The sequence below is a fragment of the Rothia sp. 27098_8_29 genome (genome assembly GCF_041432785.1).
In the GTDB taxonomy this organism is placed as follows: domain Bacteria; phylum Actinomycetota; class Actinomycetes; order Actinomycetales; family Micrococcaceae; genus Rothia; species Rothia mucilaginosa.
This window is the reverse complement of sequence record NZ_JAPWAI010000003.1, coordinates 1-15,349: the sequence shown is the minus strand read 5'-3', so window position 1 is coordinate 15,349 and position 15,349 is coordinate 1. Positions and strand designations below refer to the sequence as shown.

Annotated in this window: 14 protein-coding genes, 1 tRNA gene and 1 riboswitch; of the genes, 9 read left to right on the top strand and 6 right to left on the bottom strand. The window is 61.4% G+C overall.

All coding sequences use genetic code 11. The features are described 5' to 3' along the window. Positions 1–90 precede the first annotated feature (90 nt). Positions 91–1,359, top strand: a complete 1,269-nt coding sequence (locus tag O3649_RS06015; protein WP_371573290.1) for a multidrug effflux MFS transporter — start codon at positions 91–93, stop codon at positions 1,357–1,359. Positions 1,360–1,623: 264 nt separating this feature from the next. On the opposite strand, the gene O3649_RS06010 is transcribed toward O3649_RS06015, so the two are convergent. The 4 genes from O3649_RS06010 to O3649_RS05995 all read right to left on the bottom strand — a co-directional run bounded on the left by O3649_RS06010 (position 1,624) and on the right by O3649_RS05995 (position 6,047). Next, positions 1,624–2,526, bottom strand: a complete 903-nt coding sequence (locus O3649_RS06010) for an aminotransferase class IV (protein WP_005509006.1) — start codon at positions 2,524–2,526, stop codon at positions 1,624–1,626. A 371-nt stretch (positions 2,527–2,897) separates the two neighbouring features. Then, entirely contained in the window at positions 2,898–3,695 is a 798-nt protein-coding gene (locus O3649_RS06005) for an energy-coupling factor transporter transmembrane protein EcfT (RefSeq protein WP_070687989.1), read from the bottom strand. Then, the gene (locus tag O3649_RS06000; RefSeq protein ID WP_371573287.1) at positions 3,692–5,347 is read right to left on the bottom strand and encodes an ABC transporter ATP-binding protein; all 1,656 of its coding nucleotides are present in this window, start codon (positions 5,345–5,347) and stop codon (positions 3,692–3,694) included. The genes O3649_RS06005 and O3649_RS06000 overlap by 4 nt, the downstream gene beginning before the upstream one ends. A gap of 67 nt (positions 5,348–5,414) precedes the next feature. Then, complete coding sequence (locus O3649_RS05995) at positions 5,415–6,047, bottom strand: ECF transporter S component (RefSeq protein WP_049357963.1); 633 nt, start codon at positions 6,045–6,047, stop codon at positions 5,415–5,417. A 58-nt stretch (positions 6,048–6,105) separates the two neighbouring features. Next, positions 6,106–6,206, bottom strand: a riboswitch (TPP riboswitch). A 266-nt stretch (positions 6,207–6,472) separates the two neighbouring features. On the opposite strand from O3649_RS05995, the gene O3649_RS05990 reads away from it, so the two are divergent. Beyond that, positions 6,473–6,706, top strand: a complete 234-nt coding sequence (locus O3649_RS05990; RefSeq protein WP_005509010.1) for a DUF4235 domain-containing protein — start codon at positions 6,473–6,475, stop codon at positions 6,704–6,706. Between the two features lie 160 nt (positions 6,707–6,866). After that, positions 6,867–8,303, top strand: a complete 1,437-nt coding sequence (locus O3649_RS05985) for an MFS transporter (RefSeq protein ID WP_371573285.1) — start codon at positions 6,867–6,869, stop codon at positions 8,301–8,303. A gap of 176 nt (positions 8,304–8,479) precedes the next feature. Here O3649_RS05985 and O3649_RS05980 read toward each other — a convergent pair whose 3' ends face one another. Together O3649_RS05980 and dcd are read right to left on the bottom strand one after the other, a co-directional pair. Further along, positions 8,480–9,811: a septin family protein gene (locus O3649_RS05980; protein WP_371573283.1), complete on the bottom strand. Its 1,332-nt coding sequence runs from the start codon at positions 9,809–9,811 to the stop codon at positions 8,480–8,482. A gap of 131 nt (positions 9,812–9,942) precedes the next feature. Then, complete coding sequence (gene dcd, locus O3649_RS05975) at positions 9,943–10,542, bottom strand: dCTP deaminase (protein ID WP_005509013.1); 600 nt, start codon at positions 10,540–10,542, stop codon at positions 9,943–9,945. A gap of 153 nt (positions 10,543–10,695) precedes the next feature. Between dcd and O3649_RS05970 the strand changes: the two genes are divergently transcribed. The 6 genes from O3649_RS05970 to O3649_RS05945 all read left to right on the top strand — a co-directional run bounded on the left by O3649_RS05970 (position 10,696) and on the right by O3649_RS05945 (position 15,298). Beyond that, positions 10,696–10,766: transfer RNA gene (locus O3649_RS05970), tRNA-Gly, on the top strand. Between the two features lie 622 nt (positions 10,767–11,388). Then, positions 11,389–12,009 carry a thiamine phosphate synthase gene (locus O3649_RS05965; protein ID WP_371573281.1) on the top strand — a complete coding sequence of 207 codons (621 nt, stop codon included), beginning with the start codon at positions 11,389–11,391 and terminating at the stop codon, positions 12,007–12,009. Between the two features lie 2 nt (positions 12,010–12,011). After that, entirely contained in the window at positions 12,012–13,094 is a 1,083-nt protein-coding gene (thiO, locus tag O3649_RS05960; RefSeq protein ID WP_371573278.1) for a glycine oxidase ThiO, read from the top strand. Positions 13,095–13,143: 49 nt separating this feature from the next. Continuing rightward, entirely contained in the window at positions 13,144–13,341 is a 198-nt protein-coding gene (gene thiS / locus O3649_RS05955) for a sulfur carrier protein ThiS (protein ID WP_049350535.1), read from the top strand. Positions 13,342–13,481: 140 nt separating this feature from the next. After that, positions 13,482–14,252, top strand: coding sequence for a thiazole synthase (locus tag O3649_RS05950; RefSeq protein ID WP_005509016.1), 771 nt, complete (start codon positions 13,482–13,484; stop codon positions 14,250–14,252). Further along, positions 14,243–15,298: a ThiF family adenylyltransferase gene (locus O3649_RS05945; protein ID WP_371573275.1), complete on the top strand. Its 1,056-nt coding sequence runs from the start codon at positions 14,243–14,245 to the stop codon at positions 15,296–15,298. Before O3649_RS05950 ends, O3649_RS05945 begins: the two co-directional genes overlap by 10 nt. The last annotated feature ends 51 nt before the right edge of the window (positions 15,299–15,349 follow it).

Genomic DNA, 15,349 nt, shown 5'->3' with positions numbered 1-15,349 from the left:
TCACCCCCGGAGCGGTACCGCCGCATCCACGTCTTGTAGAGCCGCAGGCGCCGTTGCACGCGCATCACACAGAAAGAAAAACTAAGACATATGTCTTCGAAGTCGACTAAGACCTCATTCGAGCTCTCGCCCATTTTTATCGTAGTTCTGGCGCTGCTGACCGCTATCGCACCGCTCGCTACGGACATGTACCTGGCGGCGCTGCCTGCGGTCGCTGAGAACCTGAACACCACCAGCACGAACGCCTCCCTGACGTTGAGCGGGTTCATGGTGGGTATGGCGCTCGGCCAGCTGATTGTGGGTCCCCTATCGGATAAGACGGGCCGCCGCAAGCCGCTGCTGATTGGTGCGGTCATCTGCTTTATTGCGACGGTGGCGTGTGGTTTTGCGCCGAATATTGAGCTGCTGATTTTTGCGCGTTTCATGATGGGCTTCACCGGTTCGATTGGTGCGGTGCTGGCGCGTTCTATCGTGGCTGATACGACTGAGGGTCTGGCGACCGCTAAGCTCATGGGCGTCATGATGATGATTAACGGCTTCGCGCCGGTGCTTGCGCCGCTGTTTGGTGGCTGGGTGCTGTCGTGGGGTAACTGGCGCGATATTTTCCATGTGCTTGGCGTGATTACCGCGATCATGATGCTCGGCGTGATCTTCGTGATTAAGGAGACCCTGCCGGTGGAGGAACGCTACCAGGGCACCGCCCTGAGCGTGTACTCGGAGCTGCCGAAGGTCTTCAAGATTCGCCGCTACCTGGGTTTCATGCTGACGATGTGCTTCGCGTTTGGTGCGCTGTTCTCGTATATTTCCGGTTCGACGTTTGTGTTGCAGAAGATTCTGGGCATGTCCGAGACTGAGTTCACGATCGTGTTCGGTGTGAACTCGATTGGTATTGTGCTGTTCAGCGCGATTGCGACGAAGCTGGTGGGTCGTGTGGCGCAGCGTCGCATCGTGAATGTCGGCGTGGTGAGCCTGCTGGTGGTGTCTTCGCTGCTGTTGGTTAGCTTCCTTGTCGGTATTTCGCTGGTGCCGACGTTGGTTCTGCTGTTCCTGCTGACCAGCTCGTGCGGCCTGATTTTTGGTAATGCTTCGGCGTTGGCGTTGAACGAGGCGCGCCACATGGCGGGTAGTGCTTCGGCGGTGATGGGTACGGTTCAGGCGATGCTGGGTGCGTTGGCGGCGCCGCTGGTGTCGTTTGCCGGTGAGCATGAGTACCTGCCGATGGGCTTCTCCATTTTTGGTTTCGCGGTCCTGACGGCGCTGGTGCTGTGGACTACGCCGCGTAAGGATTCGGACTACTCGGCGGACGGTCTGAGCCACGGCGCTGGTGAAGGTCAGGGTGCTCCGGCGGCGGGTCACTAGCCTGTTGTTGATTTTTGTGTAGCTAAAGCCCCGGATGGGCGACCCGCTAAGGGGTGCGCGTCCGGGGCTTTGCTGTATTTGTTGTAGTAGTTAGGGAGGCGCCCGTACTCTTCCTTCGCTCCTACAGGGGCACCCGCCCTCGCAGAGCTCGGGCACCCTGATGTCGCTTCAGGAAGGTACAGGCACCTCCTGCCCTTGACCATAGACAGCACAAAGGGACGGTATTATTCTCGCTCGGATAATACCGTCCCTTTTTGTACGCGTTTAGCTCTGCTGCGCCAGGTAGTTCAGCAGCGTCGCAGTCAGCTCCGGGTCATGCGCCAGCGCCGTGCCGTTCAGGTGGGTCACCGGCGCAATCAGACGCACCGAAGACGCCAGCCACACGCCGTCCGACTCGAACAAATCCTGCGGGTAGAGCGGTCCGAAGCCCAGCTCCCAACCGGCCTGGCGTGCCGCCTCGAACACCGCACCCTGCGTAGTGCCGGGGAGGATGCCGTGGCTCGGCTCGGGCGTGTACAGCACCTTCTTGCCGTCCTCAATCTTGGCGACCAGCACCGAGGAGGTGGCACCCTCCAGCACGCGACGCTCGTCGGTGATGAAGATAGCGTCATCCGCGCCGCGCTCCTGCACGTACCGCAAGACCGCCATGTTCACCGCGTAGGAGAGGGTCTTCGCACCCGCCAGCAGCCACGGGTAGGCGCTGTTGTCCATCGGCTCGTGGCCGCGCGGCAGCAGCATCGCCTTCACACCCTCGGTACGGCGCTTCACGATGGAGGCGGGCACCGGCGACGCCATAATCAGCGTGTACGGGCCCGGCTGCATGGAGGTCACCGCCTGGGTGGGGCCGCGCGAAATAATGATCTTCACGATGTGCTCTTCACCCAGCGCAGTCTCGGCACCGGCGGTCGCCTCACGCATGAGGCGCTCCACCGCCGAACGCAGAATCTCGGGTTCCGGGTCGGGCAGATCCAGCATACGCGCCGAGGATTCGAGGCGGGACAGGTGCATGCCGAGCTTACGCACGCGGCGGTTGACGGACAGCATGGTTTCGAAGACGCCGTCGCCGCGGGTGAAGCCCTGATCATCAACGCTGATGAGGGGCACGGACGGGTCAACGAAGATGCCCTGTGGGTTCTGCTCGTTCAGAAGAATTACGGTACTAGACATAGTCTTATTGTACGTTCGCAGCAGAACCGTAGGCAGGAGGTGCGTGTACCTTCCTGAAGCGACATCAGGGTGCCCGAGCTCTGCGAGGGCGGGTGCCCCTGTAGGAGCGAAGGAAGAGTGCGGGCGCCTCCCTACTCATGTCCCAAGTGGGGGGCTAGGCGCGGAGGAAATATGCGGCACCCCGCCTCCCTGTAGGAGTGAAGGAAGAGTACAAGCGCCTCCCTATCCGTGTCCCAGCGTGGGGAGAAGGTATCGCCCGTAGTGACATCAGGGTGCCCGAAGCGAAGCGAGGGCGGGTTCCCTGTAGGAACGAGGGCGAATACCGTCTCCCGAGCGGAACCAAAAACGGAACAAACTACAGCAAGAGCAAACTAGCCCCAGAGGAACTGGATTGTACCCGCCGCAATAGATGCACCGTAGGCAACAGCAATAATGACGGCGGCGGCAATGCTCACGTGCACGTCACGCGGCGAATAGGACGGCACACGAGCCCAGGTGCGTTCGCCTGCGCCGAAGCCGCGCGCCTCCATGGTGATGGCGAGGCGGGAGCCGCGGCGGATAGCCTGCACGAGCAGGGCGAAGCTCTGACCGCCGAAGGTTTGTGCACGCCCAATGAGGGATTGGCCTGCGCCGAGTCCGCGGGCGCGTCGTGCCTGGCCGAGGGCGTTCCATTCGGCGAAGAGAATGCCGACGAGGCGCAGGGCGGCGACGGTGGCGAGCACGAACCGGGAGGGTAGTTTGAAGGTTTGTGCGAGGGAGTCGCCGAGGTCGGTCGGGTCGGTGGTGAGTACGAATGCGAGGGTGGGTAGGACCATGGCGAGGGAGCGGATCATCATGGCTGCACCGACGGCGGCGGAGTCGGTGGTGATGGTGTTGAAGCCGAGGTCGAGGATGGTGGTGCCGCTTTTGGCGCTAAGCATGGCGACGGACCAGCCGGTGGTGATGACGGCGATGAGGATGGGCCAGAAGCGGGCGAGGACGTTGACGGGTCGGAATCCGACGAGGATGAATCCGAGCAGTTCGAGGGCGAAGAGGATTCCGGAGGTGAGGGGGTCGCGCACGATGAGTGCGGCGATGATGAGGGTGAAGGAGACGATGAGTTTTACGCCGGCGTTGAGGTTGCTGAAGTAGCTGGTTCGGTCGATGGTGCCGAAGAAGTCGGTGTTCATGCGTTCTCCTTTCCGGGGGTTGCGGTGGCTTCGGAGGGTTCTAGGGCGGGTAGGGTGATGTGGTTGCCGCCGAGTGCGGCGGTGTAGTCTTCGTCGTGGGTGATGGAGATGACGGCGGTGCCGCCTGCGAGGAGTTCGCGGATGAGGTCGACGAGTTCTGCCCAGGTTCGTGCGTCTTGGCCGAAGGTGGGTTCGTCGAGGATGAGGATTTTGGGTGCGGTGGCGAGTGCGGAGGCTACGGAGAGCCTGCGTTTTTCGCCGCCGGAGAGGGTGAAGGGGTTGGCGTCGAGTAGGTGGGTGAGGCGTAGGTGGGTTGCGAGTTCGTTGGTGCGGGCGGTGAGGTCGTCTTCGTCGAGGGGGTTGCGGGTGAGTGCGGCGAGTCGGCGGGGGCCGAGTTCGAGTTCTTCGCGTACGGTTCCGCGGATGAATTGGTATTCGGGTTCTTGGAAGACGTAGCCGATGCGGCTGAGCATTTGGGCGGGGGTCCAGGTGGGCACGTCCCAGTGGGCGCGGTTTTCGGACTCGCCGCCGCTGTGGTTGCCACCGTCGTAGTTGCGCAGCGCGTCGGTGGCGGTGAGGGTACCGTTGGGTGCGGTGAGGAGCCCTGCGAGGGTGAGGGCTAGGGTTGATTTGCCGGCGCCGTTGGGGCCGAGCACGCTGAGGTGTTCACCGGCGTGCAGGGTGAGGTTGATGCCGCTACGCAGTACGGGCAGGTCGGTGGGTGCAGGTGCGGGGGTGTCGCCGAGGCGTTTGATGGTGCGTCGGCGTGCGCGTCGTTGTTTGGGGGTGGGTTGTGCGCGGGTGATGCTGAGGTTTTCGGCGCGCAGTAGCGCCTCGCCGTGCACGCTATTGCCCGCAACGTCGCCGCCCGCAGCAGTCTGCGGCGCGCGCGGTACGTAGTTGGGTACCCACACACCCGCGTCGATGAGTTCTTGTCGGGCTTCGGTGAGTACGGTATCGGGTGCGCCGTCGTGGGTGATGGTGCCGCCTTCGCCGAGCACGATAATGCGGTCCATGTGCGGCGCCCAGATGCTCACGCGGTGTTCTACGACGAGCAGGGTCGCTCCGGTGGCTTGCGCGGCGGCAAGGATGCTGTCGCGTACTTCCTGCACGCCGGAGGGGTCGAGGTTGGCGGTGGGTTCGTCAAGGATCATGGCGCCGGGGTGCATCGAGAGGATGCCCGCCAGGCCGAGGCGCTGCTTCTGTCCGCCGGACAGTGCGCTGCTGGGGTGGTCGAGGGGCAGGTGGTTGAGTCCTACTGCGGTGAGGGCTTCGGTGACGCGGCCCCAGATTTCTTCGCGGGGTACGCGCAGGTTTTCGGGGCCGAAGGCTACGTCGTTGCCGACGGTTGCCATGACGATGGAGGATTCGGGGTCCTGCTGCATCATGCCTGCGGTGCCGCGCGCTTCGGCGGGGGCTTGCCCGTTGATGGTGATGGTGCCGCCGGCGGATTCGCCGTCGTCATCGTGGAGCACACCGGCGATGGCGTGCAGGAGCGTCGATTTGCCGGCGCCGGAGGTGCCCAGTAGCAGGACTTTTTCACCGGGGTTGATGGTGAGGTTGAGTCCGCTGATGACGGGTTCTGGGCGTCCGGGGTGGTGCCAGCTGAAGTTGTTGAGCTCGATGCGCGCCCCGCGCGGTGTTGCTTCCATGATGGTTCCTTAGCCTTTTGTGTGGCTGCTGTAGTGTGCCGAGTGGTGAGTGGCTAGTTGCTGGTGGTTAGCGGCGGGTCTTGCCGGATGCCAGCGAGGAGAGCACACCGGTCTTGGCGAGGTTCTGCACGAGAATCCACGCGAGGAAACCTGCGATAACTGCACCGGAGATGACGGCGCACGCTACGTAGATGATTGCCTTGAGCGGTTCCATGTCGGGGTAGTAGATGAAGATTTCGTTAACACCCATGAACAGGCCGCTGAGCGCACCGGCGAAGATGGCGATAGTTGCGTTCCAGCGGCGGTAGCGGAAGATTGCGAAGGCGATTTCAGCGCCGACGCCCTGGAAGAAGCCTGCGATCAGGATTTCGCCGCTCCACGCGCCGCCGGTGAAGAGTACGGAGATGAACGCTGCGACGATTTCGCCGAAGAGCGCGGCACCGGGCTTGCGGATGAGCAGGCCGCCGAGGGTACCGCCGAGCAGCCATGCGCCGGCGACGATGGGGCGGAATTCGGGTGCTGCTACGAGTGCGGTTTTGGCGGCGGGGCCGACTGCGATGTCCCAGATCCAGAAGATGACGGCGCAGGCTACTGCGATAACTGCGGCGATAACGATTTCGTTGACTCGCCAGCGCAGGTTCGGCTTCTTCGCTTCTTCCTGGGTAGATGCCTGGGAGGCGGGGGTTGCGTTCTGTGACATTGGTGGTCCTTCCGTCGTTGGAAGGGGAATGTCCTCGCCCTCTGATTGGACGAGGGCATTGAGAAGAAATTCGACTCCCTACGCCGGTACTAACCGGATCAGGTTCGAGGGTCTGCTTAGCACTCTCAGCGCCTCGGTGGCGCTCCCCTGTCGTGTGGGGTTCCTTGTCCGTACCGTTGTGGTGCGGGTGGGAACCCAGGTTCGATTGTAGGCTTGTCTGGCTGTTCGTGCCAATTTGCCGCTTTTTGTTTCGTTCTTCTGCCCACATTACAGAATTGCACGGTGTACAATTTTGGGACGGAGAGGCTCCAAGGCGGCACGAACGCCTTAAACCCTATACGCTAGGGAGTGGCGCTCTTTTCTCACCCAACCCCGAAGGGGTTCACGGGCAGGACGCCGCATCGTATACAGCTAAGGAGATACATATGAACCCCGTCGCTAAGCTTGCTCTTGCGGGTATCAACATGGGCGCTGCTGCCCTGGTTGGTAAGGGCCTGGGCGCAGCCTGGACCAAAGCTACCGGTAACCAGCCTCCCGCCATTTCCCACGAGTCTGAAGATACCCTGCGTCAGGTCATCCTCTGGACCGTTCTGACCTCCGTCGTGGGTGCTGTGGTGAGCTTCGGTATTGCTCGCCTGCAGCGTCGTTTCTTCAACTAAGACTTTGCGCCTTCCGCGCGAAAGTTCATGAACTAGGCGGTACGTATCTTCGCTCGGTACGTACCGCCTGGTGTTCCCTCTTCAGCACGCCCTCCCCACTTCAGCCGGTTTCACGCCGCCGCTACGCTGAAGCGCCACCTCGGCATCCGAAAGCACAACTATGACTATTTCTTCTCCCCGCCGTAAGACGAAGGCTCAGCGTAGGGTCGTTGACCACGCGAACAGCCGCCGTTCGGTCGCGTCCTGGGTCATGTGGGATGTTGGTTCGTCGAGCTTCGACTCGATTATGACGACCTTCATCTTCACCGTGTACCTGACCAGCAGCTACTTCGGCACGCCCGAAGAGACTTCGTCGGCACTGTCGCTGGGTCTGACCGTTGCCGGTTTCCTCATTGCGATTCTGGCACCGGTCACCGGTCAGCGTAACGATAAGTCCGGCAGAGGCATCTTCTGGCTCGGTGTGAACACCATGCTACTAGTCGGTTCGATGGCGGCGTGCTTCTTCGTGGGCCCCACCCCGCAGTACCTGTGGCTGGGTGTCACCCTGATTTCTGCGGCAAGCGTGTTCAGCGAGTTCGCGTACGTGAACTATAACGCCGTACTGCCGCGCATCTCCCACCCGGAGAATATCGGTAAGATTTCGGGCGCCGGATGGGCTGCCGGCTACATTGGCGGCATCCTGGCGCTGGCTGTGGTGCTGTGGGGTTTTGTGCTTACCCCCGAAGTGCTCGGCCTGACCACCGATAACGCCCTGAATATCCGTGCGGTCGCGCTATTCGCCGCCGCCTGGTGCCTCATCTTCTGCGTGCCGCTGCTGGTGCGTATGCGCACCCGCGAGCGCTTCCTGCCGGAGGTGCTGCCCACCCGCGAACTGCGTTTCCTGGAGCTCGGTATGGAGCGTCTCTCCCCGGCTCGTCAGGGCGGTCTGCTCGCCTCCTACAAGGCGCTGTGGCGCACCATTAAGCGGCTGAAGATGACGTCCCCGCAGACTCTGTGGTTCCTGATTGCTTCGGCGGTGTTCCGTGATGGTCTGTCCGGTATTTTTACGTTCGGCGGTATTCTCGCGGCGGGCACGTTCGGTTTCAGCACTTCCGAGGTGATCCTGTTCGGTATTGCCGGTAGCGCTGTCGCGGCGGCTGGCGCGATCCTGGGCGGCTACCTGGATGACTACCTGGGCCCGAAGGCGATTATTGTTATCTCGCTGGTCGGCATTATCTTGGCGGCTACCCCGCTGATGTTCTTCCCCGAACCGGGCGTGTTCTGGGTATGCGCCCTGCTGCTGTGCCTGTTCGTGGGCCCGGCGCAGTCGGCGTCCCGCACCTTCCTGGCGCGTCTGGCGGACCCCGGCACTGAGGGTGAGCTGTTCGGCCTGTACTCGACCACCGGCCGTGCCACCAGCTTCCTGGCGCCGATGCTGTTCGGTCTGTGCGTGAGCATCATGGGCGCGCAGATTTGGGGTGTGCTCGGTATTCTGATCGTTGTGGTGGCGGGTCTGCTCCTGCTGCTGCCGGTGAAGGCGCCCGGTCCGCTGCGTATGCGTGCGGCTCGCCGCGAGCAGAAGCGTGAACAGAAGCGCCGCGACAAGGCAGCCCAGTAAGGCTGCTCGGTAACGCTGCTCAGTAAGGCGTCGCGGGGCTAAGCGTCCTGCCCCCCCCCCCGCAAATACAAGCCCGCAAACACACAGGGAGGGGCGGGTAGAAGATCATTCTTCTACCCGCCCCTCCCTCGTGCTTAAGCAGTGCCTATCAATCGGAACTCAGTAAGCCACGGTGGCTAGTCCTCCACCACGTCATCCTCATCATCAGAGACAGCATCCTCAGAGGAATCCAGCGCATTCTGCTGCTCCTCCTCATCCAGAACCTCATCGCCGGTCATCTGAGCCCAGGTCGCGTCATCAATCAGCGGATCATCAATCACACGAACCCACAGCATCGAACCAGCCGCCATAGCGCTCAAATTCTCGTCATACGCCTCCGCAGGCAGACCCTCGAAGATCTCAGCCAAACGCGCAAACAGGTCATCGTACGAAATGTCGCCCTCAGCCTGCAGCCAGCACTCAGCCGCAAAATCAGACAGCTCATTCAGCTCAGTGTCACACAGCAGCAAGAACGGGCCGTCCTCACCCACACGCACACCCGAAGTACCCGGCATACGAGACACCGCAATCGTACCGTTCAAGAACACACCCGGCAGGTGATCCTCAACCGTGTACTTCTCCAGCTTCTCAACCTCATCAGCATTCGGCAGCTCACCACCCTTCAGCAGATCCTGAACCAGCGGCAGAGTATCCTCAACCTCCGAGTACACCAGGCGCCACACGCCGCCGCAACGCTCCACCAGCTTAGCCAGCGACACAACACCCTCAGGGTGACGCGCCAGGCCCGAGCTCTGCTCACTCAAGAACACCAGAGCCTCGTGCAGCGGAACACGCTCAAAATACGGCTCCGAAGCCGACTCATCACGAGAAATGAACACAATACGCGACAGCTCATAGCTGAGGTCATCACGATCAACCACGTTCAGGCCCAGGTCCACCGGGTTCTGCTGATCCTTCGGCGCATTCGGGTCAACAATCACAGACAACGGCTTCGGATACGGCGACACAACACCCTCATCCGAAATAATCGCAGTCTCATCAGTCAGGTACGCAAACTTCGAACCCAAGAAACGCGACGCAGTCGTCTTACCGCTACCAGAAACACCCACCAGCGCAACAGCGCGCTTCGACTCAGGGTCACCAATAACAGCCGCATGCAGCATCACACCGCGACCAACCAGCTGCTCAATCATCGCCAACGTAATACGGCTCGTCAGATCCTGCATACCCGAATCGTCATCAGCCACACGCAGCGTCGAAACCTTATCAAACGAACCCATCAGCGGATTCGCCAAATCCATCACCGACTCATCAGTCGGCGCATGCACCAGCATCACCTGATCAAAACGAGACAACGAAGCATACGCCTCATCAGGAGTATCAAAAAACTCCGGAGCAAGAGGCTCCCACGCCTTCTTAAAACGCTCCACAAAAGAGTCCGACATATCAATCAGATACAAAGAAACTTCCGCGCCAGCAACACGCAGAACAACAGGCTTCAGATTCATCAAAAATCCTTAGAGAGTGAGAGATAAAAACCCGCACGCGAGTGAACGCACGAGCACAACAGGCGAAAAAACCGCCCAACGCGGGCGCACAAACACACAGCCTGCACGCCCGCACCCCAAAGCGGGAAAGACTAAGACTCCACAGAACCATCCGCAGGAATCATCGTCTGATGAAAATTCAAATAACTACGCGAAGCAGTCGGGCCACGCTGACCCTGGTAACGGTTACCATACGCACCAGAACCATACGGATGCTCAGTCGGGCTACTCAAACGGAAGAAGCACAACTGACCAACCTTAGAACCCGGCCACAACATAATCGGCAAAGTCGCCATATTCGACAACTCAAGCGTCACATGCCCCGAAAAACCAGGATCAATAAAACCAGCCGTAGAGTGAGTCAGAAGACCCAGACGACCCAACGACGACTTACCCTCCAAACGGGCAGCCACATCATCAGGCAGAGTCACCTTCTCATACGTAGAACCCAACACAAACTCACCCGGATGCAGAATAAACGGCTCATCAGGAGCCACCTCAACCAGGCGCGTCAAATCCTCCTGCGGCTGAGCAGGATCAATATGCGGGTACTTATGGTTATCGAACAGACGGAAGAAACGATCAATCCTCACGTCCACACTTGCAGGCTGAATCATCGACTCATCGAACGGATCAAGAACGATGCGCCCATCAGCAATCTCTTGACGAATATCGCGATCTGAAATAAGCACGCTTAAAGGATACCTGGCAAACACCACCCACGTGCAGGCATCCACCAGCCCCAGCACACAGGCCTACATCACATTTCAACCCCGCCACCCCGCACATAAACAACCGCGACACATTTCACCCCCGGCAAGCAAGCGCGATACACTGAAAAAGATGCGGCTGTAGCTCAATGGTAGAGCGCACGCTTCCCAAGCCTGATACGCGGGTTCGATTCCCGTCAGCCGCTCTACAAGCCTTCTACCCTACGGTAGGAGGCTTTTTATTTTGAGTTAGGTCAAGCGGGTCGAGGCGGTATGTTCCTTGCTCCTGCAGGGAACCCGTCCTCGCTTCGCGTCGGACACCCTGATGTCGCGACGGAACATACCGGCCTCTCCCCTACTTCTCTCTCCCTCCTCCGGACAGGTGGAGTAGTGGGTGCGGCTACGCGGTAAGGGGGCTAACCGCAGGCGACTCGGCTTGGGAAGAGTGTGCGGGAACGGGGAGGGGGAATACTGGGGTTAGGTACCGCAAACAGCTCGCCAAGAATGAACATTAAGTTGAGGGCATTGCGGTGACTCCGTATGGGAGGTCAGGGCGCCTTCCCGAGGGCTCATCGAGACAGGGCTTGTTGTAGCCCCATACGAGCGCGCAGCACAGCTATACCTTCCTGAAGCGACATCAGGGTGCCCGAGCTCTGCGAGGGCGGGTGCCCCTGTAGGAGCGAAGGAAGTGTATAGCGAGCCAAGCGCACACACCTCAAAACGCTTGAAGGATGTTCAACTCACCACACAGTTGTGCTAACCTAACCACAGAAATTCAATGAGAGAATTTCTAAAAAACATCTACTCGACGAGGAATCGTAGACCCGCATGACCCGCGAAACGCACCCCTACACCACCCCCGCACGCCCCCTCGACCTGAACCTCTACCTCGTCACAGGCGACAACCCCCTCGAAACCGTCCAGGCAGCCAAACACGCCACCTGCATCCAAGTCAGGTCCAAACCCATCAGCGCGCGCGAGCTCTACCAGCTCACCGAAGCTATCGCCGGCATCATCCAGCCGCACCAGACCCTCCTCATCGACGACCGTGTAGACGTCGCCCTCGCGCTGCGTGCCCGCGGCGTACGCGTTGACGGCGTGCACATCGGTCAAGACGACCTGCCCGTAGCCGACGCCCGCGCCCTCCTCGGCGCCGACGCGATTATCGGTCTGACCACCGGCACCCGGCAGCTCGTCGAAGAATCCAACAAAATCGCGCACCTAATCGACTACATTGGCACCGGGCCGTTCCGCCCCAGCCCCACCAAGCAGTCCAACCGCCCGCCCCTGGGCATTGACGGGCTCCGCGAACTTGCCGAACTGTCCGCCGTGCCGACCGTGGCTATCGGCGACATCACCCCCGAAGACTGCCCCGCCATCCGCACCACCGGAGTTGCCGGAATCGCCATGGTCCGCGCCTTCGTCGACAACCCCGCGCTACAGGCATAGCCATGACCATCACCATCATTGGCGGCGGAATCATTGGCCTCACCACCGCGTTTGAGCTCACCGAACGCGGCGAAAGCGTGCACCTCATCGATGCCGAAACCAGCGACTACGGCACCGCCGACGACGGTACGGCACTCTACCCCGCCGCCAGCCACTACGCCGGCGGTATGCTCGCGCCCATCGCAGAAGTGCAATTTCAGCAGGACGCGCTCTTCCCGCTCATGACCACCAGCGCCGACGCCTACCCTTCCCTCATGGAGAGGCTCAGCCGCGCCACCGACCTGCCTACCGGCTACGACACCACCGGCACGCTCATTGTCGCAGCCGACCGCGCCGACGCCGAGCACCTGCAACGCACCCGCGCCTACTACCGGGACATGAACCGCCCCGCAGACCCCGTCACTCCCACGAAGGCGCGCACCCTCGAACCGCTCCTGGCGCCGCGTATTGCCGGCGCCGTGAGCATCCCCAGCGACCATCAGCTGCACCCGCGGCTCATGAGGCGCGCCCTCAAAGACGCCCTCACCCGCCGCGGCGTCACCTTCAGCACCGAACGGGTCACCGACCCGGACGCGGGCGACATTATCTGCACCGGACTAGGGGCAACACTGCACGGGGACTACCCGCTACGCCCCGTCTACGGGGACATTCTGCGTCTGCGCACCCCGCGGCCCATCCTCAAGCATGTGGTGCGCGGCTACGTGAACTCCCGCCCCGTCTACCTCATTCCCCGCCCTGACGGGGAGCTGTGCATCGGCGCAACCAGCCGTGAAGACCACCGCACGCTACCCGCCATTGACGGCGTACACCAGCTGCTACGTGACGCAATCCGCCTGGTGCCCGCGGTTGAAGAGTGCGAGCTTCTGGAGGCGAACGTCGGCGCCCGCCCCGGCACCCCGGACGACCTGCCCATCTTCGGGTACCGCACTCGCGCTGACGGCACCCGCCAGCTCGTGTCCACGGGCTATTTCCGCCACGGCATTCTGCTTGCCGCGCTCGCCGGCAAGGTTGGTGCGGAGGTCGCCTGCGGGGCTGAGATTCTGCCCATCATGCAGGCGTGCGACCCGGCACGATTCACCCACTAAACACAGTCCCCGCCGGGTGCACCCCGGCGCCCTCACGAAAGGATTTCGCATGATCATCACCTACAACGGCGAGCCGCTAACCACCAACGCCCCCACCGTATTTGACCTTGTCATGGACCAGTTCGGTACCGAAAATGGCGTGGCTGTGGCGCTCAACCGCAGTATCGTGCCGCGTTCCACGTGGCTGGATGTGCCGCTGAACGAGGGCGATAGGGTGGATGCCCTCACCGCCGTTCAGGGTGGCTAATCTTTCAGCCTGTACCAGCAAATACCCCCGGTAAAAAGAACAGATATTCTCGGTTTTTGTTCCCTAAACCGGGCGCACCGTAGTACCCAACACCAACCAGCAAACCCCGTTATCTAGACGTTCCCACAGAGGAGAACACCATGAGCCTCACACCGCTCACCATCGGCGACCGCACCTTCACATCCCGCCTCATCATGGGTTCCGGAGGCGCAACCAGCATGGACCTGCTCGAACAGGCGCTCATCGCCTCCGGCACCGAAATGACGACCGTCGCTATGCGCCGTCACGCCGCAGGCACCCCCATTTTTCCGCTTCTGCAGAAGCTCAATATTGCGCCGCTGCCCAATACCGCAGGGTGCCGCACCGCAGCTGATGCGGTGATGACCGCGATGCTCGCCCGCGAGGCGCTGGGCACTTCCTGGGTGAAGGTCGAGATTATCCACGACGAAGACACCCTGTTGCCGGACACCGTGGAGCTGTTGAATGCTTGCGAGCAGCTGGTCGCTGAGGATTTCACGGTGCTCGCGTACACTTCTGACGACCCAGTGGCTGCCGCTCGCCTGGAGGATGCGGGCGTTGCGGCGGTGATGCCGTTGGGAGCGCCGATTGGTACCGGTCTGGGCATTTTGAATCCGCACAATATTGAGCTGATTGCTTCTCGCGCGCAGGTTCCGGTGGTTCTGGATGCCGGCGTGGGTACCGCCTCCGACGCGGCGCTGGCGATGGAGCTGGGTTGTGATGCGGTGTTGTTGGCGTCGGCGGTGAATCGTGCTGAGGATCCGGTGGCGATGGCTCAGGCGATGAAGTTTGCGGTGCAGGCGGGCGCGTTGGCGCGTGAGGCTGGCCGTATTCCGGTGCGTGAGCACGCGAAGGCGTCGTCGCCGTCGGAGGGTTTTGTCTCGTGGATGTAAACCTTTCCCCTACCCCGGTGAATCCGGAGCATGCGCGCCTGGATCGCGAGCGCACGGACCGTCAGCGTCGCCTGCCGGGCTTTGATCAGGATGCGGTGGCGGCTGCCCGCGTGTTGGTGATTGGTGCTGGTGGTTTGGGTTGTCCGGTGGTGCAGGCGTTGGCGGCGGCTGGTGTGGGGTATCTGCATATTGTGGATTCTGATTCGGTGGAGCTGTCGAATATTCAGCGTCAGCCGCTTTTTGGTGTGTCTGATGTGGGTGAGCCGAAGGCGGAGGTTGCGGCGCGCCGTGCCCTAGATTTGTGCCCGTCGTTGACGGTTGAGACAACGATTCGGCATGTGGATGCGTCCTGGATTTTGGATCTTTTCGCCGCGTCGGCACCGGATTGTGTGGTGGATTGTACGGATACGTTTGCGTCGAAGTATCTGATTGCGGATGCTACGCAGGTTGCGGGTTTGCCGCTGGTGTGGGGCACGGTTTTGCGTTTTGGCGGGTCGGTGAGTCTTTTTGAGCCGGATGGCGCGCATTTGCGTGATATTTTTCCGACGATTCCGCAGACGGTTGAGTCGTGTGCGCTTGCCGGGGTGTTGGGTGCGACGACGGCTGTGGTTGGTTCGCTGATGGCGACGGAGGTGCTCAAGTTTGTGAGTGGTTTGCCGACTGCGGCGGGTACTCTGCTGACGTATGATGCCTTGTCGGGTACGTGTACGTCGTTTGGGGCGGTGCCGGATCCGGCGCGTGTGGTGCCGGTGGATTTGTCGGCGCATGAGGTCCCGCAGGTTCTGTTGGATGTGCGTGAGGTGCCCGAGCGTGAGGAGTCGGTGAAGCATGAGGACTCGTTGCATGTGCCGTTGTCGCAGCTGAGTGACGCGGAGGGGTCGCTACTGCCGGCAACCGACGTACCCGCGGAGTTGTTGAGCCTGTTTGAGTCGGTGCGTGATCAGCGTGTGGGCGTTTTCTGTGCCTCGGGTGCACGGGCACAGCGCTTTGTGCAGGCGTACGCGGAGCTGGCGGGCGAGTACGGGGTGCGCCTCACGGCGATTTAGGGAACCACCGGCGTAGCTATCCCTTCCGGAAAGCGACATCAGGGTGTCCGA

Coding starts and splice junctions, on each gene's coding strand:
- O3649_RS06015 (WP_371573290.1), top strand. CDS start 91: ATGTCTTCGAAGTCGACTAAGACCTCATTCGAGCTCTCGCCCATTTTT.
- O3649_RS06010 (WP_005509006.1), bottom strand. CDS start 2,526: ATGTCTAGTACCGTAATTCTTCTGAACGAGCAGAACCCACAGGGCATC.
- O3649_RS06005 (WP_070687989.1), bottom strand. CDS start 3,695: ATGAACACCGACTTCTTCGGCACCATCGACCGAACCAGCTACTTCAGC.
- O3649_RS06000 (WP_371573287.1), bottom strand. CDS start 5,347: ATGGAAGCAACACCGCGCGGGGCGCGCATCGAGCTCAACAACTTCAGC.
- O3649_RS05995 (WP_049357963.1), bottom strand. CDS start 6,047: ATGTCACAGAACGCAACCCCCGCCTCCCAGGCATCTACCCAGGAAGAA.
- O3649_RS05990 (WP_005509010.1), top strand. CDS start 6,473: ATGAACCCCGTCGCTAAGCTTGCTCTTGCGGGTATCAACATGGGCGCT.
- O3649_RS05985 (WP_371573285.1), top strand. CDS start 6,867: ATGACTATTTCTTCTCCCCGCCGTAAGACGAAGGCTCAGCGTAGGGTC.
- O3649_RS05980 (WP_371573283.1), bottom strand. CDS start 9,811: ATGAATCTGAAGCCTGTTGTTCTGCGTGTTGCTGGCGCGGAAGTTTCT.
- O3649_RS05965 (WP_371573281.1), top strand. CDS start 11,389: ATGACCCGCGAAACGCACCCCTACACCACCCCCGCACGCCCCCTCGAC.
- thiO (WP_371573278.1), top strand. CDS start 12,012: ATGACCATCACCATCATTGGCGGCGGAATCATTGGCCTCACCACCGCG.
- thiS (WP_049350535.1), top strand. CDS start 13,144: ATGATCATCACCTACAACGGCGAGCCGCTAACCACCAACGCCCCCACC.
- O3649_RS05950 (WP_005509016.1), top strand. CDS start 13,482: ATGAGCCTCACACCGCTCACCATCGGCGACCGCACCTTCACATCCCGC.